Below are 22193 nucleotides of genomic sequence, written 5' to 3' on the forward strand. Positions count from 1 at the left end.
AGGCGGGCTTTGCGTAAGTCCCAATAAAAAGACGGAGACAAGACATGCCCTCAACCCCAGCAACCAACTACCAAAAACTCAGCTTCCCCCCCACCCACCACCCCGACCAAGACGCCACTACCCCGGTGCGCCGCCCAGTAGTGGTGGTTGGCGCGGGCCCGGTGGGCCTGGCGCTGGCGGTGGACCTGGCCCAGCAAGGCCAACCCGTGGTACTGCTGGACAACGACAACACCCTCTCCACCGGCTCGCGCGCCATCTGTTTTGCCAAGCGCACGCTGGAAATCTTTGACCGCCTGGGCTGCGGCGACCGCATGGTGGACAAAGGCGTGTCCTGGAACGTAGGCAAGGTGTTCTTCAAGAACGAAGAGGTCTACCGCTTCGACCTGCTGCCTGAACCCGGCCACGAACGCCCGGCCTTCATCAACCTGCAGCAGTACTACGTGGAGGGCTTTCTGGCCGAGCGCGCCGCCCAGCTGCCGCTGATCGACATCCGCTGGAACCACGCCGTGACCGGGCTGGAGCAAACGGCCGACTTTGCCCGCCTCACCATCCAAACGCCCGACGGACCCTACCAGCTGGATGCCGACTACGTAGCGGCCTGCGACGGCGCGGGCTCAGCCATGCGCAAGCTGGCCGGGCTGGAAAGCAAGGGCCGCAGCTTCCGCGACCGGTTTTTGATCGCCGACATCAAGCTCACCGCAGAACACAGCGGGCTGGAGCTGAAAGCCGAACGCTGGTTCTGGTTCGACCCCGACTTCCACCGCAACCAGAGCGTGCTGCTGCACATGCAGCCCGACGGCGTGTGGCGCATCGACTTCCAGCTGGGCTGGGACGCCGACCCGGTGGAAGAGAAAAAGCCCGAGAACATCATCCCCCGCGTCAAGGCCTTGCTGGGCGAGGACGCGCAGTTTGAGCTGGAATGGGCCAGCGTTTACACCTTCTCCTGCCTGCGCATGGCCCGTTTTCGCCATGGCCGGGTGCTGTTTGCCGGCGACTCGGCGCACGGTGTGTCGCCGTTTGGCGCACGCGGTGCCAATTCGGGTGTGCAGGATGCCGAAAACCTGGCCTGGAAGCTGGCCTGCGTGCTGCAAGGCAAGGCGCCCGACGCCCTGCTGGACAGCTATGGCGCCGAGCGCGAATACGCGGCCGACGAGAACATCCGCAACTCCACCCGCGCCACCGACTTCATCACCCCCAAGAGCGAAATCAGCCGCCTGTTCCGCGACGCAACGCTGGTCTTGAGCAAAAAACATCCCTTTGCCCGCGTGCTGGTCAACAGCGGTCGCCTGTCGGTACCCGCCACCCTGCACGACTCACCGCTAAACACAGCCGACACCGACAGCTTCAGCGGCAAGATGGTGCCCGGCGCCGCCGCCGCCGATGCGCCGCTGGCCGACGGCAGCTGGCTGCTGCGTGCCTGCAACCGCACCGGCTTTACCGCCCTGGTGTTTGGCGACGCTGCTGCGGCCAGCGTCCTTGCCCAGGCCGACCCCAGCCTGCACGTGGTGCAGGTAGCTCTGACCCCCGCCAACACCCTGGCGGTGCAGCGCTACGACGCCCAACCGGGCACGGTGTACCTGCTGCGCCCCGACCAGCATGTCTGCGCGCGCTGGCGCGCCCCCAGCACCGCAGCCATCCGCGGTGCCTGCCAGCGGGCACTCGCTCAACACTGAAGGAGACAAAAATGCAGCCCATCCTCAACACCGCCCCCAACCTGGACGCACCCGATGACTTTTACGAAGCCTTGATCGAAGCCCATCAGGGGCTCAGTACCGAAGAAAGCCATGCCTTCAACGCCCGGCTGGTGCTGGTGCTGGCCAACCACATCGGCGCACTGCCGGTGCTGCGCCAGGCCTTCGCCGCCGCTGCCTGAGCCCTCAATAAAAACAAGGAGACAACACCATGAAGACACGACGCATCCTCACCGCCCTGGCCCTCTGCATCGCTGCATTCACCGCCACCGCCCAGGACGGCAAACCCATCGAATGGGTGGTGGGCTACGCCGCCGGTGGAGGTTCCGACGTAGTGGCCCGTGCCACCGCCGAAGCCATGACCAAGGGCCTGGGCGCACCCATCATCGTCAGCAACAAACCAGGCGCGGCCACCAACATTGCTGCCGAATACACCGCCCGCTCCAAGGACTACGGCCACATCATGATGACGGCCGACTTCGCGACCCTGGCCGCCAACCCGGCGCTGTTCTCCAAACTCGGCTACAACGCCGAAAAAGACCTGACCCCGGTCGGCCTGCTGGCGCGCTTTCCGCTGGTGCTGGTGGTGGGGCCACAGGTGCCGGCGAAAAACTACAAGGAGTTTCTGGCCTGGGTGAAAGCCCAGCCCAACGGCGTGAACTACGCGTCGGCCGGCGTGGGCAGCCCGCACCATCTGGCCACCGAGCTGCTGCGCGAAAAAATGGGCACACCCATGACCCATGTGGCTTACCGTGGCGCAGCCCCCGCGATTGCCGATGTACTGGGCGGCCAAGTGCCCTTCATGCTGGTGGACACCGCCAGCGGCAACCAGTTTGTGCTGGCCGGCAAGCTCAAGGCCATCGGCGTGGCCAGTGCCCAACGCATCGCCACCCTGCCCGACGTGCCCACGCTGGCCGAACAGGGGCTAACCGACTTTGAAGCCTATGCCTGGCAAGGCCTGTCGGTACCCACCGGCACCCCGGCTGAAACCGTGGCCAAACTCAACAAGGCACTGGTCGAAGCGTTGAACTCCACCGTGGTCAAGGCCCGCTTCCAGGCGCTGGGCGTGGAAGGTCTGCCCGGCACGCCTGCACAGATGGCCAGCTACACCAAAACTGAACGCGAACGCTGGGGCCGCCTGGTCCGCGACAACAACATCAAAGCAGATTGATTTTTAACCAAACAGGCCGCTAGCGCATATTCCACCTGCGCAAGCAGCTACATAAAACAGAGCAAAACCATGACCGCCGACTCTTCCGTACAGCGCCGCTACCAAAGCGGCTTTGGCAACGAATACGCCAGTGAAGCCGTGCCGGGCAGCCTGCCACAGGGCCGCAACAGCCCGCAGCAGGCTCCGCTGGGCCTGTATGCAGAGCTGGTGTCGGGCACGGCATTCACTGCGCCACGCGCCGAGAACCGGCGCAGCTGGTTGTACCGCCGCCAACCCTCGGTGGTCAGCGGCGGCTACCAGCCGTATGCACAGGCGCACTGGACCAGCGGTGCCGCAGGCGGCGTAGTCACCCCGCCCGACCCCTTGCGCTGGAACCCGTTTCCCCTGCCTGCAGATGGCAGCAGTGTGGACTTTGTCGATGGCCTGGCCACCGTAGTAGCCAATGGCGAGCCGGACGCGCAAGTGGGCATGGCGGCGCTGGTGTATGCCGCCAACACCTCGATGCAGCAGCGCGCGCTGGTCAATGCCGATGGCGAGCTGCTGCTGATCCCCCAGCAAGGCCGCCTGGTCGTGACCACCGAGCTGGGTGTGCTGGACGTGGCGCTGGGTGAAATTGTGCTCATCCCGCGCGGCATGGCATTCAAAGTAGGTTTGCCCGATGGCGCATCCCGTGGCTATGTCTGCGAAAACTACGGCGCGCCGTTTCGCCTGCCCGAGCTGGGCCCCATCGGCTCCAACGGCCTGGCCAACGCACGCGACTTTCTGGCCCCCGTGGCGGCATTTGAAGACACCGCAGGCAGCTATGAAATCGTCAAGAAGTACGGCGGCCGGCTGTGGCGCAACCAGCAACGCGGCACCCCGTTCAACGTGGTCGCCTGGCATGGCAACCTGGCCCCGGTGAAGTACGACACAGCGAACTTCATGGTGATCGGCTCCATCAGCTTTGACCACCCCGACCCCAGCATCTTCACCGTACTGACCAGCCCCAGCGACACGCCGGGCACGGCCAACTGCGACTTCGTGATCTTCCCGCCGCGCTGGATGGTGGCCGAGGACACCTTCCGCCCGCCCTGGTACCACCGCAACCTGATGAGCGAATTCATGGGCCTGGTGACCGGCCAGTACGACGCCAAACCCGAAGGCTTCAAGCCCGGAGGCGCCAGCCTGCACAACTGCATGGTCCCGCACGGCCCGGATGCCGACGCCTTCATTAAGGCCAGCCACGCCACGCTGGCGCCACATAAGCTGGACAACACCCTGGCCTTCATGCTGGAAAGCCGCTACCGTTTTATCCCTACCGCGTTCGCCATGCACGGTGGCGCGCTGGACCCCGCCTACGCCGACTGCTGGAGCAGCCTGGCCGACACATTTTTGAAAGCCCCCGAATGACCGTCTTGCTCGACCCCACCCATGACGCCGGGCTGCAAAGCTGGGTCGCTTCGGCCAACGACCCGGCCAGCGACTTCCCGCTGCAAAACCTGCCGTTTGGCCGCTTCAAGTTGGAACAAGATGCCGACTGGTGCATCGGCGTGGCGATTGGCGACCAGGTGCTGGACCTGCGCGCTGCCGGGCTAACGGACCACAGCGACATGCAGCGCCTGCTGCTTTTAGCGCCACCGGCGCGGCGGGCCCTGCGCCAGGCCCTGGTGGACGGCCTACGCACTGGCAGCCCGCAGCAAGCCCAGATGCAGGTCGCGCTGCACGCGCAGGCCGATGTGCAGCTGGGCTTGCCCTGCGAGATCGGCGACTACACCGACTTCTACACCAGCATCCACCACGCCACCACCATCGGCAAACAGCTGCGGCCCGACAACCCGCTGCTGCCCAACTACAAATGGGTGCCGATTGGCTACCACGGCCGGGCCTCCAGCATCCAGCCCAGCGGCAGCAGCTTCCGCCGCCCGAACGGCCAGACCAAGGCCCCCGACCAGGACACACCCAGCTTCGGCCCCTGCCGCCGGCTCGACTACGAGCTGGAGCTGGGCCTGGTGGTGGGCCGCCCAAATCCGCTGGGCCAGCCGATCACGATGGCGCAGGCCGAAAACCATGTGTTTGGCGTGGCCCTGTTCAACGACTGGAGCGCCCGCGATGTGCAAGGCTGGGAATACCAGCCGCTGGGCCCATTCCTGGCCAAGAACTTCGCCAGCACCCTGTCGCCCTGGGTGGTGACGCTGGATGCGCTGGCACCGTTCCGCGCGCCGTTCACCCGGCCCGACGGCGATCCTGCACCGTTAAATTACCTTGCATCGCCCGCCAATACTGCGCAGGGCGCTATCAATATTGAACTAGAGGTGTGGATCCAGACGGCGCAGATGCAGGCCGCTGGCCATGCAGGCGACAAGCTATCCCAATCCAACTACCGCGACGCCTACTGGACCGTGGCCCAGCTGGTAGCCCACCACACGGTGAACGGCTGCAATCTGCGCGCGGGCGATTTATTCGGCACCGGCACACTGTCCGGCCCTGCGCCGGAGCAAGGCGGCTCGCTGATGGAATTGAGCGTGGGCGGCAAGAAGCCCTTTACCTTGTCCAACTTTGAGACCCGCGCCTGGCTGGAAGATGGCGACACCATCATCCTGCGCGGCTATTGCGTGCGCGAAGGCTTTCGCCGTATCGGCTTTGGCGAATGCCGGGGCACGGTGCTGCCAGCTTTAGCGCTCTAAAACTCAGTTCACCGGCGTCAACTTCGCCACGCTCAGCGCCAGCCATTTGGTGCCGTGGCGTGGGAAGTTGATCTGCGCGCGCGCATCGTCGCCCGCACCTTCCAGCGTGAGCACCGTGCCCTCGCCAAACTTGGCGTGGAACACCTTTTGTCCCTTTCGCAAGTCCGTGGGTTCTTCTTTGCGGGGTACTTCTTTCTGGGGTGCAGAATAAGAGCCAAATTGGCCTGAAGCCCCCGTGGAATATGCGCGACCAGCTCCTGAATTAGGAACATAGCCGCCGCCCCCCCAGCTGTTGCCGGAGCCTCCGCCGTACCCGCCACCGAATCCTCCGCCTGCTGGCATGGGCTGCTGCTTGGGCGTGAGGTACTTCAGGCACTCCTCCGGCAGCTCGTCAAAAAAGCGGCTCTTGAGGTTGAAACGCGTCTGCCCGTGCAGCATGCGGGTTTGCGAATGGCTCAGGTACAGGCGCTTGCGCGCCCGTGTGATGGCCACGTAGGCCAGGCGGCGCTCTTCCTCCAGACCATCGTGGTCGCTCATGGAGTTCTCATGCGGGAACAAGCCCTCCTCCATGCCGGTGATGAACACGCAGTCAAACTCCAGGCCCTTGCTGGAGTGCACCGTCATGAGTTGGATCGCGTCTTGCCCCGCGGCGGCCATGTTGTCGCCGGCTTCCAGCGCGGCATGGGTCAAAAAGGCCTGCAGAGGCGACAGGGTTTCGCCGGTGTCGCCAAATTCATCGGGCGTGGCATCCAGCGCTGCGCCACTCAGGCCTTGACTGGCCGGACTCTGGGTCAAGGCATCGGGTGAACTCACCAGCGCGGTCATGCCTGGTGCTTCGCGGCCAAAGCCTTCCTGCATCACAAAACTTTCGGCCGCATTCACCAATTCGTCCAAGTTCTCCAGCCGGTCTTCGCCCTCACGCTCTTTTTCGTAGTGCTCGCGCAGCCCGCTGTTGTCCAACATCAGCTTGATGATGTCCTTGAGGTTCATGCCACCCGCTTGGGTCTGCTCGCGCAGCACATCGAGCTTGGCCACAAAGCCAGCGATCACCGCGCCGGGTCGGCCACCCAACGTGCTCACCGCATCGTGCAACGAACAGCCCGTAGCCTTGGCCAGATCTTGCAGCTGCTCGATGCTGCGCGCGCCAATGCCACGCGCCGGGAAGTTCACCACGCGCAGAAAGCTGGTGTCGTCGTTCGGGTTCTCCAGCAGGCGCAAATACGCCAGCGCATGCTTGATTTCAGCCCGCTCGAAGAAGCGCAGGCCGCCGTACACGCGGTACGGAATCGCCGCGTTAAACAGCGCGGTTTCAATCACCCGGCTCTGTGCGTTGCTGCGGTAAAGCACCGCAATTTCCTTGCGCTCCACATCCTCGCGAATGAGCTGCTTCATCTCGTCCACCATCCACTGCGCCTCGGCAAAGTCGGTGGGTGCCTCGTACACGCGCACCGGCTCGCCCGCGCCCTGCGCGGTGCGCAGATTCTTGCCCAGGCGGCGGCTGTTGTGGCTGATAAGCGCGTTGGCGCTGTCCAAAATATTGCTGTAGCTGCGGTAGTTTTCTTCCAGCTTGATCTGCTGGCGCACCGCAAACTCGCGCACAAAGTCGGTCATATTGCCCACGCGCGCACCGCGAAACGCGTAGATGCTCTGGTCGTCATCGCCCACGGCCAGCACCGCGCCACCAGCGCCGTTCAGCAAGCCATCGCTGCCCTGCCCCGCAATCATCTTGACCCATGCGTACTGCAGCTTGTTGGTATCCTGAAACTCATCGATCAGGATGTGGCGAAAGCGCCGCTGGTAGTGCTCGCGGATCGGCTTGTTGTCGCGCAGCAGCTCATAAGAGCGCAGCATCAGCTCACCAAAATCCACCACGCCCTCGCGCTGGCACTGGTCTTCGTAGAGCTGGTAGACCTCGATCTTCTTGCGCGTGTCGGGGTCGCTGGCCACCACGTCCTTGGGACGCAGTCCCTCTTCCTTGCAGTTGCCAATGAACCAGGCCATTTGCTTGGGCGGAAAGCGCTCGGTGTCGATGTTGTACTGCTTGCACAGGCGCTTGATGGCGCTGAGTTGGTCCTGCGTGTCCAGAATCTGGAAGGCCTGCGGCAGGCCCGCGTTCTTGTAGTGCGCACGCAGAAAGCGGTTGCACAGTCCGTGGAAGGTACCAATCCACATGCCACGCACATTCACCGGCAGCATGGCGGAGAGTCGCGTCATCATCTCCTTGGCGGCCTTGTTGGTGAAGGTGACCGCCAAAATGCCACCGGGGGAGACATAGCCGTTTTGCAGCAGCCAGGCGATTCGCGTAGTCAGCACCCGGGTTTTGCCTGAGCCCGCTCCCGCCAGAATCAGTGCGTGCTCGGCTGGCAGCGTCACAGCGGCCAGCTGCTCCGGGTTGAGGTTATGTAACAGGGGAGAGGTGTTGCCAGGGGCGGCGAGGGAATGCATGCCCCGATTGTAGAAAGGCTCCGTGTGCCGCCTGTTTGGCCCCCATACAAAAATCCATATACCGCCCTGCCCCCAATCCGCCTAGAATCGCGCACCGGGCCCAAGCAATTGGGACCCGGTTTTTTTATGGCCGGGTCCGTTCCAAGCGCCCATTGTTTTGAACCTGAAAACTTTGGATAGGAGCTTGGACCATGGAAATTTTTGACTACGACAACATCCTCTTGCTGCCCCGCAAATGCCGGGTGGAGAGCCGTTCTGAATGTGATGCCAGCGTCGAACTGGGCAGCCGCAAATTCCGCATCCCCGCCGTACCCGCCAACATGAAGACTGTGGTGGACGAGTCCATCTGCGAATGGCTGGCGCAGAACGGCTACTTCTACGTGATGCACCGCTTTGACCTGGACAACGTGAAGTTCACCCAGGCCATGCACGCCAAGGGCTTGTTCGCGTCCATCTCGCTGGGTGTGAAGAAACCTGACTACGCCACGGTCGATGAATTGGTCAAGCTGGGTGTAACGCCCGAGTACATCACCATCGATATCGCCCACGGCCACGCCGACAGCGTGCGCGACATGATCATCTACCTGAAGAAGCACCTGCCCGGCAGCTTCGTCATTGCTGGCAATGTGGCCACACCGGAAGCCGTGATTGACCTTGAAAACTGGGGCGCCGATGCCACCAAGGTGGGCGTGGGCCCCGGCAAGGTCTGCATCACCAAGCTCAAGACTGGCTTTGGCACGGGCGGCTGGCAGCTGTCCGCGCTCAAGTGGTGCGCCCGCGTGGCGACCAAGCCCATCATTGCCGACGGTGGCATCCGCAGCCATGGCGACATCGCCAAGAGCATCCGCTTTGGTGCCAGCATGGTGATGATCGGCTCGCTGTTTGCCGGCCACGAAGAAAGCCCAGGCAAGACCGTGGAAGTGGACGGCGCGCTGTTCAAGGAGTACTACGGCTCGGCCAGCGACTTCAACAAGGGCGAGTACAAGCACGTGGAAGGCAAGCGCATTCTGGAGCCGATCAAGGGCAAGCTGGCCGACACGCTTGTGGAGATGGAGCAGGACGTGCAAAGCTCCATCAGCTACGCCGGCGGCAAAAAGCTCATGGACATCCGCAAGGTGAACTACGTGACGCTGGGTGGCGACAACGCGGGTGAGCACCTGCTGATGTAAGTCCCGGGGGCGGAAGGCTGTCAGGGATTCGACAGCCTTTGAATAGCCCCTGTCACCCGCCTTGCGGCGCGTGGCGCTATTCTTGTGCCGAGGAGCATAAGAGTCACCATGAAAATAGCATTACTCGGCATCGGCCTCATGGGCCTGCCCATGGGTCGCCGCCTGTGTGAGGCGGGGCATGCGGTTCACGTGTGGAACCGCACCCGCAGCAAGGCCGAAGCCTTGGCACCGCTGGGCGCCACCGTACATAACACCCCCGCCCAAGCCGTAAACGGCGCCGAACTGGTCATCCTCATGCTAGACCACGGCGGTGTGGTCGGCCATGTGTTGTTTGAGCTGGGCGCTGCGGCCGGCATTGCGCCCGGCACCCTGCTGGTGGACATGTCCTCCATCAAACCGATTGAAGCCAAAGACCATGCCGCCCGTCTGAGCGAGCTGGGAGTGGACTATCTGGATGCGCCTGTGTCCGGTGGCACCGTGGGCGCCGAACAAGGCACGCTGGCCATCATGGTGGGCGGCAAGGCCAGCAACTTTGAGCGCGCGGTGCCGGTGCTCAAGGTGTTTGGCCGCCCCACCCATGTAGGGCCGATTGGCTCCGGGCAACTCACCAAACTGGCAAACCAGATGATCGTGGGTGCCACCATTGGCGTGGTGGCCGAAGCGCTGCTGCTGTGCGAACGCGGGGGCGCCGACATGGGCAAGGTCAAAGAGGCCATCACCGGTGGTTTTGCGGACAGCCGCATCCTGCAGGTGCATGGCCAGCGCATGGTGGACCGCGACTTTGCACCACGTGCGCGCATGACCGTGCAAATCAAGGACCTGCGCAACGCGCTGGCCACCGCCAGCGAAGTGGGCTTTGATGCGCCCATCACTGCGCTGTTTGAACAGCTCTACGCCCAAGGCATCGACCACGGTCTGGCCGACCTGGACCACGCGGGCCTGTTTGTGGAGCTGGCCAGCCGCAACGGCATGGCCTAAACCAAGTCACACCACCTCGAGACGAAAAAAAGGCCTCTTGCGAGGCCTTTTTGCTGGGCGATCCGGGATGGATCAGTCGGCGTTGCGTGCAGGACGCTTCTTGGCGTCACGGGGCACAAACACCTTGCCACCATTGCCGGGCTTGGCAAAGCCAGTGGGCTTGCCGAAAGCGGGCTTGCGAGCTCCAAAATCACCACGAGGAGCACCGAAGTCACCACGCGGGGCGCCAAAGTCACCGCGAGGGGCTCCGAAATCGCCACGCGGCTGGAAGTCGCCACGGGGAGGACGTGCGTCACCACGGGGGGCGCCTTGGCCGGCAAAGCGGTCGTTGAAACCGCCCTTGCGTTCGTAGCTAAAACCTTCTTTGGCTGCACCACCGAAGTCACGGGCGCTGTCGCCGAAACCACGGCCGCCGCCTTCAGGGCGTCCACCAAAGCCACGATTACCACCACCGAAGCCACCTTCACGGGGGCCGTTGCTGCGGTTGCCACCAAAGCCACCTTCGCGGGGACCATTGCCGAACTTGCGATCACGATCACCGCCGAAGCCGCCACCGTTGCCACGGCCGCCAAAGCTGGGACGCGATTCAGGCGCACGCTGCTGGGGCTCCAGACCAGGGATGGTCTCGGCCTTGATGGGCTGGCGGCTGTAGGCTTCAATGTCGAAAATCTTCCGGCGATCGCGCATTTCGGCAAAGGTGATGGCCAGGCCATCGCGACCGGCACGGCCAGTACGGCCGATACGGTGGGTGTAGTCCTCGGCCTTCATCGGCAGGCCAAAATTGAAGACGTGGGTGATGGTGGGCACGTCAATACCGCGGGCGGCCACATCGGTCGCCACCAGAAATTGCACCTGGCCTTGGCGCAGGGCCATCAGGCGACGGTTGCGCAGACCCTGGCTCAGGGCACCGTGCAGGGCCACAGCGTCGAAGCCGTCTTGCTGCAGGTCGTTGGCCAAGCCATCGCACTCGATCTGGGTGCTGGCAAAAATGATGGCCTGGTTGATGCTGGTGTCGCGCAACCAGTGGTCCAGCAGCTTGCGCTTGTGCTGGGCGTTGTCGGCCCAATGCAGCACTTGCTTGATGTTGGCGTGTTTTTCTTGCGGGCTGTCGATGGTGACGCGCTGGGGTTCGCGCATCACGCGGGCAGCGAGCTGCTGAATGCGGGGGGCGAAGGTCGCGCTGAACATCATGGTTTGCTTGCGGCCAATCGTCAGCTGGTTGATTTCAGCCAGGTCATCGGAGAAGCCAAGGTCCAACATACGGTCAGCTTCGTCCACCACCAAGAACTGGACTTGGTCCAGCTTGATTTGCATGGAGCGTTGCAGGTCCAGCAGACGGCCAGGCGTGGCCACCACCAGATTGGCGTTTTGCAGCTTGGCGATTTGCAATTGGTAAGGCATGCCGCCCACGATGTTGGCAACGCGCAGACCGCGGCAATGTTGCACCAGATCGATGGCGTCGTGCGCCACTTGTTGGGCCAGTTCACGGGTAGGGCATACGATCAGGGCACCAGGGGTGGGAGCCTTGAAGTTGCGGACGTTGGTGGGGTCCTTGCGCTTGGCGCGCTTGGGAGCGGGCTCACCTTTGGCCAGGGCTTCAGCGGTCAGGCGCTCGAACTCGGCGCGCTCGTCGGCTTCGGCTTGGGCCAGTTGGGTCAGCAAGGTGTGCAGCACAGGCAGCAAGAAGGCTGCGGTCTTGCCGGAGCCGGTCTGGCTGGAGACCATCAAGTCGATGTACTTGGCAGCCTGGTCTTTGGTCGCGCCGGAGCCCATGGCCAAAGGAATGGCCTTGCTTTGCACGGTGGTGGGTTGGGTGTAACCCAGGTCCTTACAGGCTTGCACCAGCTCGGAGGCCAAACCCAATTCGACAAAGCCGTTGGGGGCTTCAATGGTTTCCACGGCATCAGCAGCGTCCAGCTCGGCGGTTACGCCAGTGGATTCCACGGTATTAGCGGGTACGGAAAGGTTTTCGGCAGGCGCGAATTCGCCTGTCACATCAAATGCGTCAGTCATATTTTTCTCACACGAGAGCGCCGCAGGTTGTGCGACTGCTCCGTTAATGGTTAAAAAACATCAACCATCAAACGGAACCTGCTCTGCCCCGCCGTGGGGGTTTCAGTGCTGGGGGCGTATATCGCTTAGAAAAGCGTGCCCGGTGAATGAAGGGAGATGTACAAAATTCGCTGGCCGCCAACTGCGTTACCAGCGAAGCCCGCGATTATCACACGGATTCGGGTTTTTACCTAATCCAATTTCAAAAAGTGGGTCCGGTAGTGGGCCAGCTCGTCCACCGATTCATGCACATCAGCCAGCGCCGTGTGCTTCTGCTGCTTCTTGAACGACTCCGCCACGCCGGGCTTCCAACGCTTGGCCAACTCTTTCAGCGTGCTCACATCCAGGTTGCGGTAGTGGAAGAAAGCCTCCAACTTGGGCATGTACTTGACGAGGAAGCGCCGGTCCTGGCCAATGCTGTTGCCGCACATGGGCGAGCCGTTGGCGGGCACGTACTGGCTCAAGAAGGCAATCAATGCGGCTTCGGCCTCGGCTTCGGTCGTGGTGGACGCCTTCACCTTGTCGATGAGGCCGCTCTTGCCGTGAGTGCCCTTGTTCCAGGCGTCCATTTTGTCCAGTTGCGCATCGCTTTGGTGGATCACAAACACCGGCCCCTCCACCCGGTTGCCAAGATGGGGGTCTGTGACGATGACGGCAATCTCGATGATGCGGTCCACCTCGGGCTCCAGGCCCGTCATTTCGCAGTCCAGCCAGACCAGGTTTTTGTCGGATTTTGCCAAGACGGCAGTTGTGGGGATGTTGGATTCAGCCATGCCGCCATTGTCGCCGATGGCCTAAACTCTCGCGCCATGACCGACGCTTCTACCGTGACGAACTATTCCGTGCTGATGACCGCTGCCTTTGCCCTGGCTTTGGTGGCCAGCGTCATCCTTAAATTCTGGCTGGCCACCCGCCAGATGCGCCATGTGGCGCAGCACCGCGCCACCGTGCCTGCGGCCTTTCAGGCGCAGATCAGCCTGGAAGCCCACCACAAAGCCGCCGACTACACCATCGCCCAAGGGCGCCTGGGTTTGCTGGAGTTGGCCTTCGGCACGGCCGTGGTGCTGGGCTGGACCCTGCTGGGCGGTCTGTCCTGGCTGAACCAGGCGCTACTGCAATGGATGGAACCCGGCGTGCTGCAGCAAGTCGCCTTACTGGCCGTATTCATGGTGATCGGCTCGGTGCTGGACCTGCCCTTCACGCTGTACCGCACCTTTGTGCTGGAGCAGCGCTTTGGCTTCAACAAAATCACACCCAAGCTCTGGCTGCAAGACTTGATCAAGTCCACGCTGGTGGGCGCCGTCATCGGCCTGCCCATTGCCGCCTTGGTTGTCTGGATGATGGGTGCCACCGGCGCCTACTGGTGGGTCTGGACCTGGGGCGTGTGGATGGGTTTCAATCTGCTGATGCTGCTGGTCTACCCGACCTGGATCGCCCCCTTGTTCAACCAGTTCAAGCCGCTGGACGATGCTGCGCTGAAAGACCGTGTGTCTGCCCTCATGGCGCGCTGTGGCTTCACCTCCAAAGGCTTTTATGTGATGGACGGCAGCAAGCGCAGCGCACATGCCAATGCCTACTTCACGGGCTTTGGCGCCTCCAAGCGGGTGGTGTTTTACGACACCCTGCTGGCCCAGCTAAGCCCGGCCGAAGTGGACGCGGTGCTGGCGCACGAGCTGGGGCACTTCAAGCACAAGCACATCGTCAAACGCATGGTCTCGCTGTTTGGCCTGAGCCTGCTGGGCTTTGCGCTGCTGGGCTGGGTGAGCCAGCAGGTGTGGTTCTACACCGGCCTGGGCGTACTGCCCAGCATGACAGGCGCCAACGACGCACTCGCCCTGCTGCTATTCATGATGGCGCTGCCGCTCTTGGGCAGCTTTGTCGGCCCGGTGTTTGCCCAGCTATCGCGCCAACACGAGTTCGAGGCTGACGCCTACGCCGTCGCCCACACCAGCGGTGCCGACCTGTCGTCCGCCCTGCTCAAGCTTTACAAGGACAACGCATCCACGCTTACACCGGACCCGGTGTACGTCAAGTTTTACTACTCGCACCCGCCCGCGTCCGAACGCCTGGGCCGCATGGGCACCGTTGCGGCAGGAACCTGACATGACACAAAATTTAGAACAAAAAGTGCCTCTAGCCCCCGTCCGCACTGCGCTAACAGCTACACAAATCATAGCAATTTTGGCTAAAATGGAGGGCTGGAAACTGCATGGTGATGGCGCTGACGTGGCCATCGAAAAGACCTACCGCTTCGACAACTTCTTAAAAACCATGGCGTTTGTGAACGCCGTCGCTTTTATCGCCGAACAGCAAGATCACCACCCTGAAATGTTGGTGGGCTACGGCAGCTGCTCTGTGCGCTTCAACACGCACGATGTACAGGGCGTGTCGCGCTCTGATTTTGAATGCGCCGCGCTGGTCGACGCGCTGCTCACCGCCCAGGCCCCACTTTGAGCGCGCCCCCACTGGAACCCGGAATCGTCGTCGCCGGCCACGGCCGCCATGTGTGGGTGGAAACGCCCGATGGCCGCCGCCTGATCTGCCACCCGCGTGGCAAGAAGAGCCAAACCGTAGTGGGTGACCAAGTGCTCTGGCAGGCCACGCAGGATGAGGGCACGATCGAGAAGGTACTCCCCCGTCGCAACCTGTTTTACCGGCAGGACGAAATCCGTACCAAGTCGTTTGCGGCCAACCTGGACCAGGTGCTGATCCTGATCGCGGCCGAACCCGAGTTTTCCGAGAGCCAACTCTGCCGCGCGCTGATTGCCGCCGAGGCCGAGAAGATCCGCCCCATCATCGCGCTCAACAAAAGTGATTTGGCCGAGCCTTTTGGTCGCGCCTGGGAGCGCATGGGCGTCTACCGCGAGATGGGCTACCAGGTGGTTCCGCTCGCCCTCAAGCCCAAAGCCGAAGACATCAGTGCCACGGAACTCGACACACTGATACCCTTGATGCAAGGCAAAACCACGCTGGTGCTGGGACCGTCCGGTTCGGGCAAAAGCACGCTGATTAACCGGCTGATTCCCAACGCACAGGTGTTGACCAATGAGATTTCCACCGCGCTGAACTCCGGCAAGCACACCACCACCAGCACCAACTTGTACTGGGTGGATGCAGCCCGAACCACCGCCGTGATCGACTCACCGGGGTTTCAGGAGTTTGGCCTCAACCACATTGAGCCCATGCATCTGGCCAGCCTGATGCCCGACATCAAGGCCCATGCGCAGGAATGCAAGTTCTACAACTGCAGCCACCTGCACGAGCCGGGTTGTGGCGTGATCAATAAGGTCAAAGAGGGCGCTGTCCCGCATGGAATCAGCGCGAACCGCTACAAAATTTACAACGACCTGTTCGCCGAGTTGTCGCAGACCCGTTACTGAATCAAGAGTTTTAACCGATCAGGCGCGCCACGGAGAGAAGCGCCAAGAACACCATCCACATCACCACGGTGCGCCAGACAAGGCCCACCACGGCGCGCAAATGGGCGAGCTCTGGTACCAGGCCACTGGCAGCAGGGTCGTTCTCCCCAAGGCGCACATTCACTGCACCGGCGGTTGCGGCCAACACCACGCCGTCGTTGTCCAGCGGGTGAACCGCCTCATGGCGGCGCCAGCTGTCCACCGCTTCTTCAAAGCTTCCCACAAAGGCAAAACTCAGCGCGGTGACGCGGGCGGGCAGCCAATCGATCACCGCCCAGGCACGCTGCGCGTGGCTGCGAACGGCATCACTCACCGGTGCCGCCTCGGGGCGTGGTGTGCGCTTGGTAAACACGGCCACGTATTCACTAACCCTATAAAACACAGCACCCGCTGGCCCTAGGCCCAGCGCCGTCAGCAGCGAATACCACACAAAAACGCCAAACACATGGCGGTGGGCGCTCAGCACCGAATGTTCAATCACATGGCGCACCATCTCGCTGCGTGGCAAGGCGCTGGTGTCAATGCGCATCCACTGCGCCAGGGACTCGCGTGCCGCAGCTTCGTCCCCAGCGTGCAAAGCATCACGCACCAGCGTGAAATGGTGGCTGAACTGGCGAAAGCCCAAGGTGGCATAGAGGATGACCACGTTCCACACGACGGCCAATGCCCAACCCAACTGCCACACCAACAGCCAATGCACCGCCAGCACCGCCAAGCTGGGGCCCAGCACCGCCAGCGACCAGGCCAACCAACCATGCTGGGGCTTGCCCGCATCAAAGTTGCGCATGACCCAACGCACCCAGTTGCGCACCACGTTGTGCACTGGATTGATCTGCGGCAGCGGCTTGGCCTGCTCCAGCAGGAGCGCGAGAAGGATGGCGATGAAACTCATGCGGCAATCATAATCAGTGCGCCTGCAGGAATCGGTAGAGATTGCGCAGCATGCCCGCCGTCGCGCCCCAAATAAAGTGCTCCATCTGCCCATCGTGGTAAGGCATAGACAACCATTCGCGCGCCTGCCCTTCCCACTGCACACGGTGGCGCTGGTGGTTGGCTGGGTCCATGAGAAACGGCAGTGGCACCTCGAATATCTGAGCCACTTCATGCGGGTTGGCTTCCACCGCCATCGCTTCGCTCACGAGCGCCACAACGGGAGTCACCACAAACGCGCTGCCTGTGGTGTACGTCGGCATGGTGCCCAACACCTCCACATGCACGGGTGCCAAGCCTATTTCTTCCTGCGCCTCCCGCAGTGCCGTGGCCACTGCATCGGCGTCATCAGGATCCACCTTGCCACCTGGAAACGCAACCTGGCCCGAATGGCTGGACAAATGGCTGGTCCGGTGCGTCAACAAGACGGTCAAGGTCTCGCGCATCACCAAAGGAACCAGCACGGAGGCCGCGGCCGGCGCGCGGCTGGAGAAGCTAGGCTCGGCTCGCAACTCAGGCGACCACAAGGGAGGCGCAGCAAAGCGCAGGCGCAAGGCCGCAGGCTGCAGTGCCTCGGAAAGCACTGCAGGCAAGTGCGCATCGCGCCCAATGACAGGTACCGCACGCGGGTCAAACAAGGGTGGGTTGCTCACTCAATGCCACTCGAAAATATGAAATCAGTCGCGCCATGAAAAAAGCCGCCGCAGACAGATGCTGGGGCGGCTTCTTGCCAAAAACAGTGCGTTGAATTACGCGGCTGTTTTCTTCGCTGGCAGCTTTTCCTTGATACGAGCCGACTTGCCGCTGCGGTCACGCAGGTAGTACAGCTTGGCACGGCGCACGTCACCACGGCGCTTGACTTCGATGCTGGCGATCAGGGGGCTGTAGGTTTGGAAAGTACGTTCCACGCCTTCACCGCTGGAGATCTTGCGCACGATGAAGCCGCTGTTCAGGCCACGATTGCGCTTGGCAATCACAACACCTTCGTAGGCCTGCACGCGCTTGCGGGTGCCTTCGACCACGTTGACGCTCACAATGACAGTGTCGCCAGGTGCGAATTCGGGAATGGTTTTACCCAGGCGAGCAATTTCTTCTTGCTCAAGAGTTTGGATCAGGTTCATGATTTCCTTCGTGATCTTGCAAGCGCCGGCACCGGAATTGGTACCAACCACAGCCTTCCCAAGGAAGCGTGGCCTGGCCGAGCAGAGGATCGGTTAGCCCACTATTATAGCAAGCTTAATGTTTGCCAGCCAAATAGCGCTCGTCACGCGTGTCTAGGTGCCCCTGCTGGCGCGCAGCCTCCAGCAAATCGGGGCGGTGCTGGGCAGTCAGCGCCAAGCGCTGTTCGCGCCGCCAGCGCTCGATCTGCTCATGGTGGCCTGACATCAGCACAGCAGGCACAGCTTGGTCAGCCCAGGTGTCGGGCCGGGTGTAGTGCGGGCAGTCCAGCAAGCCGTCCAAAGCGGGGTTGAAGCTATCCAGGTGGTGGCTGTCGGCATCGCTGAGTACGCCGGGTTGCAGGCGTGCAATGGCGTCCAGCATGGCCATGGCAGCCAACTCCCCTCCCGAGAGCACAAAGTCGCCCAGACTGATCTGACCGTCGACATGGCGGTCAATAAAACGCTGATCCAGGCCCTCGTAACGGCCGCAAACCAGAATGGCGCCCTCGCTTGCGGACCAGCGCTCCACGACTGCATGGTTCAGGGTTTGACCAATGGGGGAAAACAGCAAGACCGGTGCGTTGTCGTTGCGGCTGGCACGTATGGCCAGCAGAGCTTTTTCAAGCGGCTCCGCCATCATCACCATACCAGGCCCACCGCCAAAAGGACGGTCATCGACACGGCGGTAGTTGCCGCTGGCAAAGTCACGGGGATTCGTCAGGTGCACCTGCACCTGACCGGTCTCGTACGCGCGACGCGTGATGCCGACCTTGAGAAAAGGTTCGAATAGCTCGGGAAACAGCGTGATGACGTCAAAGCGCATGCGCTTGTCGCTCAGTAGTCAGCAAGCCAGTCCACGCGAATACGCTTAGCCGCCAGATCCACCTCATCCACATAGGCGGAGACGAACGGAATCATGCGTTCCTGAGGCTTGCCGTCCTGCTGATACTCCAGCACCAGCACGGTCTGCGGCCCAGTCGACAGCAGCTCACGCACGATGCCCAAATCCTCATCCTGACGGTTGACCACGTTCAGGCCGATCAGGTCGACCCAGTAGTACTCGTCTTGGGCAGCAGCGGGAAAGGATGCACGAGAAACAAAGATACGCGCACCACGCAGAGCCTCAGCGGCATTGCGGTCATCAACATCGCGGGCGCAGGCCACAACGGTGTCGGAGTGTTCTTTCACTTCCTTGACTGCCATTTGCACCGTACCTGAGAAGGTTTTGACACCTTTTTCGGTCGGCAATAGAAACCAATGCTTGGAAGAGAAAAGCGCCTCGGGGTTGGCGCTATAGGGCAGGATTTTGAACCAGCCCTTGATTCCCCACGCATCGGAGATGCGCCCGACTTCAATGGCGTCAGCCGGCAGTTCAGCAGCTTCGAGGCCAGAGAGCATGATTCGGGGAAAGGATGTCGGTCAGGCAGCTTACGCCGCGTGACCGACAGGACCTATTAGGCTGCTTTTTTAGCAGCTTGACTGATCAGGCGTTCCACTGTGGGAGACGCTTGGGCGCCAACGCCCTGCCAGTAAGTCAGGCGATCCTGCGCAATGCGGATGCTCTCTTCGCTGGCGGTAGCGATGGGGTTGTAAAAGCCGATACGCTCAATGAAGCGGCCGTCACGACGGCTACGCTTGTCGGCAACAACAATATTGAAAAACGGGCGAGCTTTTGCACCGCCACGGGCGAGTCGAATGACGACCATGATTTATCCTTTGGGTGACTGACATAAATCAGCCATTTAATTCAAAGTTGAGACACGCAACTGACCACCCGGCCAGTGACACTCTGAATAGCTCTCCATTATAACGTTTTCCATCTTCATGACAAAAATTCGCCCTAGTACAGATGCCGACATCGGCGCAATGACCGCCATTTATGCCCACCATGTGCTCCATGGCACAGGGACTTTTGAGATCACCCCCCCCACAGAAGCTGACATGGCAGGTCGGCGCGCGGATGTGCTATCCAAGGGGCTCCCCTACCTTGTGCTGGAGGATGGCACCGGCGTCATAGGGTTTGCCTACTGCAACTGGTTCAAGCCGCGCCCTGCTTACCGTTTCTCCGCCGAAGATTCAATTTACTTGGCACCCGCTGCTGCAGGTCGTGGGCTGGGGCGCTTGCTGTTGCAAGAACTGATGGCCCAAGCCGAGCGCGCTGGCGTGCGCAAGCTGATTGCAGTGATCGGTGACTCCGCAAACCAAGGCTCGATTGGCGTGCACCGCAGTTGCGGCTTTCAGTCAGTTGGGATTCTTTCCGCATGCGGGTGGAAATTTGAACGCTGGCTGGACGTGGTGTTGATGGAACGCTTTATCGGCGCGGGAAACAGCACTCCTGCTGCGGATGCAGCGAAATGAAAAACAAAACCATCGCAGTTTGGGTCACGCTATTGTTTGGAGCACTGGGCCTGCACAGACGCTATCTTTTGGGCAGATTTGACACACTGGCGCTCCTGCTGCCCATCCCCACGCTGCTTGGGTGTTATGGCGTGCTGCGTGCACGCGCCTTCGGAGTGGACGATCAATGGAGTTGGGTGCTGATGCCCTTGTTGGGTTTCACGCTCGCGGGATGTGCGCTCACCAGTATTGTCTATGGATTGATGTCCGCACAGCAGTGGAATCAAAAGTTCAACCCACAAGCACCTGAAGATGCCGCTCAAGGCAGCAGCAACTGGTTCACCATCATTGGTTTAGGTGTTGCTCTGATGCTGGGCACCACCGTGTTGATGGCCAGTCTGGCGTTCAGCATCCAGCGCTATTTTGAGTACCAGATGGAACAGGCGAGCAGCCTGTCCCAAGGCAGCACAATCAAAAAATCTGGAGACTGACCCAATAGGCGATTGCAGCGACAAAAGCTGCTGCAGGAATCGTCAGAACCCAGGCCCACACAATGTTGCCGGCCACGCCCCAGCGCACTGCGCTGGCGCGCTGGGTGGAGCCCACACCCACGATAGCGCCCGTGATGGTATGGGTTGTGGAGACCGGAATACCCAGGGCCGTGGCAAGGAACAAAGTCATGGCGCCACCTGTTTCAGCGCAGAAACCGCCGACAGGCTTGAGTTTGGTGATCTTCTGACCCATGGTTTTGACAATACGCCAACCTCCAAACATGGTACCCGCACCAATCGCCACGTAGCAGGACACGATAGTCCAAGTAGGCGGCGAGCTGTCTGATGCGGCAACGTAGCCCGTAGCAATCAACATCATCCAGATAATGCCAATGGTTTTTTGCGCATCGTTACCGCCATGACCCAGGCTGTACGCACCAGCGGACACCAATTGCAAGCGACGGAACCACTTGTCTACGCGGGATGGCCGTGAGCGACGGAACACCCACGCCACGATCACCATCATGACCGAGCCCAAGGTAAAGCCAAGCAAAGGTGATACAAAAATAAATGCCACCGTTTTGATGATTCCAGAGGAAACCAAAGCCCCCGCCCCGGCCTTGGCAATCACCGCACCCACAATGCCGCCAATCAGCGCGTGGGACGAACTGCTGGGAATGCCGTAGTACCAGGTGATCACATTCCAGGTAATGGCACCTACCAGTGCGCCAAATACCACGTGGGTATCCACCACCCCTGGCTGCACGATACCCTTGCCCACTGTGGCAGCTACGCTCAGGTGAAATACAAAAATAGCAATGAAGTTGAAGAAGGCTGCGAATAAAACTGCCTGCCCCGGCTTGAGCACACCCGTCGAGACAACCGTAGCAATCGAGTTAGCCGCATCATGAAAACCGCTCATGAAGTCGAACAGCAGCGCCAAGGCCACCAGCAATATCACCACCCACAGGGCTGCCTGTACGTTTTCCATAGTGATTCCTGCCGAGCGATCAGGAGTTTTCGAGGATGATGCCCTCGATCACATTGGCCACGTCTTCACACTTGTCGGTGATGGTCTCCAACAACTCGTAAATTGCCTTGAGCTTGATCACCTCCCGCACATCGGGCTCTTCTCGGAAGAGCTTGCTCATGGCAGTGCGCATCACGCGGTCGGCGTCGGACTCCAAACGGTCGATTTCCTCACAGGTCTTCAAGGCCGCTTCGGCCGTATTCTGGTCGGCAATATTGCCCAGCAGCTTGACCGCATCCCGCAAGCGCTCACAGCACTTCACGCTCAGGTCCGTCAGCCGGCTAATCTCTTCCGTCATGTGGCGCACGTCGTACAGCGCCATGGTCTCGGCAGAGTCTTGAATCAAGTCCGCCACGTCGTCCATGGTGTTGATCAACGAGTGGATCTGCTCGCGGTCAATCGGCGTGATGAAGGTGATGTGGATGGCCTTGTTGCATTCGTGGGTCACACGGTCGGCCGCACGTTCGGCATCGTCCACTTCCTGGTTGTATTTGGCGCGCAAGTCCAGATCGTTGTAATTGGCGACGAGCTTGGAAAATGCATGTGCCGCCTCGACGATGCGATCTGCATGCTGGTTGAACATTTCAAAAAAATTGCCTTCACGCGGCAACAACTTTCCAAACAGCATCACGGGCTCCTAACGAATGAATATGACGG

Annotated in this window: 23 protein-coding genes; 12 read left to right on the forward strand and 11 right to left on the reverse strand. The window is 61.3% G+C overall.

Annotated features, from left to right (window positions below; genetic code table 11):
* Positions 1-44 precede the first annotated feature (44 nt).
* The 5 genes from U5O12_RS16820 to fahA all read left to right on the forward strand — a co-directional run bounded on the left by U5O12_RS16820 (position 45) and on the right by fahA (position 5525).
* Positions 45-1673: an FAD-dependent oxidoreductase gene (locus tag U5O12_RS16820; RefSeq protein ID WP_322579756.1), complete on the forward strand. Its 1629-nt coding sequence runs from the start codon at positions 45-47 to the stop codon at positions 1671-1673.
* 11 nt (positions 1674-1684) lie between these two features.
* Positions 1685-1873: a DUF2783 domain-containing protein gene (locus U5O12_RS16825; RefSeq protein WP_322579757.1), complete on the forward strand. Its 189-nt coding sequence runs from the start codon at positions 1685-1687 to the stop codon at positions 1871-1873.
* A gap of 29 nt (positions 1874-1902) precedes the next feature.
* Positions 1903-2862: a tripartite tricarboxylate transporter substrate binding protein gene (locus tag U5O12_RS16830; RefSeq protein WP_322579758.1), complete on the forward strand. Its 960-nt coding sequence runs from the start codon at positions 1903-1905 to the stop codon at positions 2860-2862.
* A gap of 69 nt (positions 2863-2931) precedes the next feature.
* A complete protein-coding gene (gene hmgA, locus U5O12_RS16835; protein ID WP_322579759.1) occupies positions 2932-4251 on the forward strand; it encodes a homogentisate 1,2-dioxygenase in 1320 nt (439 codons plus the stop codon).
* The gene (gene fahA / locus U5O12_RS16840; RefSeq protein ID WP_322579760.1) at positions 4248-5525 is read left to right on the forward strand and encodes a fumarylacetoacetase; all 1278 of its coding nucleotides are present in this window, start codon (positions 4248-4250) and stop codon (positions 5523-5525) included. Before hmgA ends, fahA begins: the two co-directional genes overlap by 4 nt.
* A gap of 3 nt (positions 5526-5528) precedes the next feature.
* Here fahA and U5O12_RS16845 read toward each other — a convergent pair whose 3' ends face one another.
* The gene (locus U5O12_RS16845; protein ID WP_322579761.1) at positions 5529-7970 is read right to left on the reverse strand and encodes a UvrD-helicase domain-containing protein; all 2442 of its coding nucleotides are present in this window, start codon (positions 7968-7970) and stop codon (positions 5529-5531) included.
* Between the two features lie 191 nt (positions 7971-8161).
* Between U5O12_RS16845 and U5O12_RS16850 the strand changes: the two genes are divergently transcribed.
* Both U5O12_RS16850 and U5O12_RS16855 read left to right on the forward strand, forming a co-directional pair.
* On the forward strand, positions 8162-9139 hold the full coding sequence (locus U5O12_RS16850; RefSeq protein WP_322579762.1) for a GMP reductase: 978 nt from the start codon (positions 8162-8164) through the stop codon (positions 9137-9139).
* A 108-nt stretch (positions 9140-9247) separates the two neighbouring features.
* Positions 9248-10117, forward strand: coding sequence for an NAD(P)-dependent oxidoreductase (locus U5O12_RS16855; RefSeq protein WP_322579763.1), 870 nt, complete (start codon positions 9248-9250; stop codon positions 10115-10117).
* A 72-nt stretch (positions 10118-10189) separates the two neighbouring features.
* Here the strand turns inward: U5O12_RS16855 and U5O12_RS16860 are convergent, their stop codons facing one another.
* Together U5O12_RS16860 and orn are read right to left on the reverse strand one after the other, a co-directional pair.
* A complete protein-coding gene (locus tag U5O12_RS16860; protein ID WP_322579764.1) occupies positions 10190-12130 on the reverse strand; it encodes a DEAD/DEAH box helicase in 1941 nt (646 codons plus the stop codon).
* A gap of 230 nt (positions 12131-12360) precedes the next feature.
* Positions 12361-12942: an oligoribonuclease gene (gene orn / locus U5O12_RS16865; protein ID WP_322579765.1), complete on the reverse strand. Its 582-nt coding sequence runs from the start codon at positions 12940-12942 to the stop codon at positions 12361-12363.
* A 36-nt stretch (positions 12943-12978) separates the two neighbouring features.
* Here orn and U5O12_RS16870 point away from each other — a divergent pair, with 36 nt between their 5' ends.
* Genes U5O12_RS16870 through rsgA form a run of 3 tightly spaced genes read left to right on the forward strand, consistent with a single transcriptional unit; the run spans position 12979 to position 15549 of the window.
* Positions 12979-14271 carry a M48 family metallopeptidase gene (locus tag U5O12_RS16870; protein WP_322579766.1) on the forward strand — a complete coding sequence of 431 codons (1293 nt, stop codon included), beginning with the start codon at positions 12979-12981 and terminating at the stop codon, positions 14269-14271.
* Between the two features lies 1 nt (position 14272).
* Positions 14273-14623: a 4a-hydroxytetrahydrobiopterin dehydratase gene (locus U5O12_RS16875; protein WP_322579767.1), complete on the forward strand. Its 351-nt coding sequence runs from the start codon at positions 14273-14275 to the stop codon at positions 14621-14623.
* Complete coding sequence (gene rsgA / locus U5O12_RS16880; protein ID WP_416221512.1) at positions 14575-15549, forward strand: ribosome small subunit-dependent GTPase A; 975 nt, start codon at positions 14575-14577, stop codon at positions 15547-15549. The genes U5O12_RS16875 and rsgA overlap by 49 nt, the downstream gene beginning before the upstream one ends.
* Before the next feature lie 10 nt (positions 15550-15559).
* Here rsgA and U5O12_RS16885 read toward each other — a convergent pair whose 3' ends face one another.
* The 6 genes from U5O12_RS16885 to rpsP all read right to left on the reverse strand — a co-directional run bounded on the left by U5O12_RS16885 (position 15560) and on the right by rpsP (position 19384).
* The gene (locus U5O12_RS16885; RefSeq protein ID WP_322579769.1) at positions 15560-16480 is read right to left on the reverse strand and encodes a cobalamin biosynthesis protein; all 921 of its coding nucleotides are present in this window, start codon (positions 16478-16480) and stop codon (positions 15560-15562) included.
* Between the two features lie 13 nt (positions 16481-16493).
* On the reverse strand, positions 16494-17171 hold the full coding sequence (locus tag U5O12_RS16890) for a CoA pyrophosphatase (protein ID WP_322579770.1): 678 nt from the start codon (positions 17169-17171) through the stop codon (positions 16494-16496).
* 96 nt (positions 17172-17267) lie between these two features.
* Positions 17268-17639: a 50S ribosomal protein L19 gene (rplS, locus tag U5O12_RS16895; RefSeq protein ID WP_296470393.1), complete on the reverse strand. Its 372-nt coding sequence runs from the start codon at positions 17637-17639 to the stop codon at positions 17268-17270.
* A gap of 115 nt (positions 17640-17754) precedes the next feature.
* Positions 17755-18501, reverse strand: coding sequence for a tRNA (guanosine(37)-N1)-methyltransferase TrmD (trmD, locus tag U5O12_RS16900; protein WP_322579771.1), 747 nt, complete (start codon positions 18499-18501; stop codon positions 17755-17757).
* Positions 18502-18512: 11 nt separating this feature from the next.
* Positions 18513-19076, reverse strand: a complete 564-nt coding sequence (gene rimM / locus U5O12_RS16905) for a ribosome maturation factor RimM (RefSeq protein ID WP_322579772.1) — start codon at positions 19074-19076, stop codon at positions 18513-18515.
* Between the two features lie 56 nt (positions 19077-19132).
* Positions 19133-19384, reverse strand: coding sequence for a 30S ribosomal protein S16 (gene rpsP, locus U5O12_RS16910; RefSeq protein ID WP_322579773.1), 252 nt, complete (start codon positions 19382-19384; stop codon positions 19133-19135).
* Positions 19385-19502: 118 nt separating this feature from the next.
* On the opposite strand from rpsP, the gene U5O12_RS16915 reads away from it, so the two are divergent.
* Both U5O12_RS16915 and U5O12_RS16920 read left to right on the forward strand, forming a co-directional pair.
* Complete coding sequence (locus tag U5O12_RS16915; RefSeq protein WP_322579774.1) at positions 19503-20036, forward strand: N-acetyltransferase family protein; 534 nt, start codon at positions 19503-19505, stop codon at positions 20034-20036.
* On the forward strand, positions 20033-20506 hold the full coding sequence (locus U5O12_RS16920) for a hypothetical protein (protein ID WP_322579775.1): 474 nt from the start codon (positions 20033-20035) through the stop codon (positions 20504-20506). Before U5O12_RS16915 ends, U5O12_RS16920 begins: the two co-directional genes overlap by 4 nt.
* Here U5O12_RS16920 and U5O12_RS16925 read toward each other — a convergent pair.
* A complete protein-coding gene (locus U5O12_RS16925; protein WP_322579776.1) occupies positions 20487-21497 on the reverse strand; it encodes an inorganic phosphate transporter in 1011 nt (336 codons plus the stop codon). The genes U5O12_RS16920 and U5O12_RS16925 overlap by 20 nt on opposite strands.
* 19 nt (positions 21498-21516) lie before the next feature.
* A complete protein-coding gene (locus U5O12_RS16930) occupies positions 21517-22164 on the reverse strand; it encodes a DUF47 domain-containing protein (RefSeq protein ID WP_322579777.1) in 648 nt (215 codons plus the stop codon).
* Positions 22165-22193: the final 29 nt, after the last annotated feature.

This window comes from Rhodoferax sp. (assembly GCF_034519335.1).
Lineage (GTDB): Bacteria > Pseudomonadota > Gammaproteobacteria > Burkholderiales > Burkholderiaceae_C > Allorhodoferax.

What these genes read in the sequence shown, in the direction of transcription:
- rpsP (WP_322579773.1), bottom strand. Translation starts at nt 19,384, where the DNA reads ATGGTCGTCATTCGACTCGCCCGTGGCGGTGCAAAAGCTCGCCCGTTT.
- U5O12_RS16920 (WP_322579775.1), top strand. Translation starts at nt 20,033, where the DNA reads ATGAAAAACAAAACCATCGCAGTTTGGGTCACGCTATTGTTTGGAGCA.
- U5O12_RS16875 (WP_322579767.1), top strand. Translation starts at nt 14,273, where the DNA reads ATGACACAAAATTTAGAACAAAAAGTGCCTCTAGCCCCCGTCCGCACT.
- U5O12_RS16820 (WP_322579756.1), top strand. Translation starts at nt 45, where the DNA reads ATGCCCTCAACCCCAGCAACCAACTACCAAAAACTCAGCTTCCCCCCC.
- orn (WP_322579765.1), bottom strand. Translation starts at nt 12,942, where the DNA reads ATGGCTGAATCCAACATCCCCACAACTGCCGTCTTGGCAAAATCCGAC.
- fahA (WP_322579760.1), top strand. Translation starts at nt 4,248, where the DNA reads ATGACCGTCTTGCTCGACCCCACCCATGACGCCGGGCTGCAAAGCTGG.
- trmD (WP_322579771.1), bottom strand. Translation starts at nt 18,501, where the DNA reads ATGCGCTTTGACGTCATCACGCTGTTTCCCGAGCTATTCGAACCTTTT.
- U5O12_RS16825 (WP_322579757.1), top strand. Translation starts at nt 1,685, where the DNA reads ATGCAGCCCATCCTCAACACCGCCCCCAACCTGGACGCACCCGATGAC.
- U5O12_RS16870 (WP_322579766.1), top strand. Translation starts at nt 12,979, where the DNA reads ATGACCGACGCTTCTACCGTGACGAACTATTCCGTGCTGATGACCGCT.
- hmgA (WP_322579759.1), top strand. Translation starts at nt 2,932, where the DNA reads ATGACCGCCGACTCTTCCGTACAGCGCCGCTACCAAAGCGGCTTTGGC.
- U5O12_RS16830 (WP_322579758.1), top strand. Translation starts at nt 1,903, where the DNA reads ATGAAGACACGACGCATCCTCACCGCCCTGGCCCTCTGCATCGCTGCA.
- U5O12_RS16860 (WP_322579764.1), bottom strand. Translation starts at nt 12,130, where the DNA reads ATGACTGACGCATTTGATGTGACAGGCGAATTCGCGCCTGCCGAAAAC.
- U5O12_RS16845 (WP_322579761.1), bottom strand. Translation starts at nt 7,970, where the DNA reads ATGCATTCCCTCGCCGCCCCTGGCAACACCTCTCCCCTGTTACATAAC.
- rsgA (WP_416221512.1), top strand. Translation starts at nt 14,575, where the DNA reads ATGCGCCGCGCTGGTCGACGCGCTGCTCACCGCCCAGGCCCCACTTTG.
- U5O12_RS16855 (WP_322579763.1), top strand. Translation starts at nt 9,248, where the DNA reads ATGAAAATAGCATTACTCGGCATCGGCCTCATGGGCCTGCCCATGGGT.
- U5O12_RS16915 (WP_322579774.1), top strand. Translation starts at nt 19,503, where the DNA reads ATGACAAAAATTCGCCCTAGTACAGATGCCGACATCGGCGCAATGACC.
- U5O12_RS16930 (WP_322579777.1), bottom strand. Translation starts at nt 22,164, where the DNA reads ATGCTGTTTGGAAAGTTGTTGCCGCGTGAAGGCAATTTTTTTGAAATG.
- rimM (WP_322579772.1), bottom strand. Translation starts at nt 19,076, where the DNA reads ATGCTCTCTGGCCTCGAAGCTGCTGAACTGCCGGCTGACGCCATTGAA.
- U5O12_RS16925 (WP_322579776.1), bottom strand. Translation starts at nt 21,497, where the DNA reads ATGGAAAACGTACAGGCAGCCCTGTGGGTGGTGATATTGCTGGTGGCC.
- rplS (WP_296470393.1), bottom strand. Translation starts at nt 17,639, where the DNA reads ATGAACCTGATCCAAACTCTTGAGCAAGAAGAAATTGCTCGCCTGGGT.
- U5O12_RS16850 (WP_322579762.1), top strand. Translation starts at nt 8,162, where the DNA reads ATGGAAATTTTTGACTACGACAACATCCTCTTGCTGCCCCGCAAATGC.
- U5O12_RS16885 (WP_322579769.1), bottom strand. Translation starts at nt 16,480, where the DNA reads ATGAGTTTCATCGCCATCCTTCTCGCGCTCCTGCTGGAGCAGGCCAAG.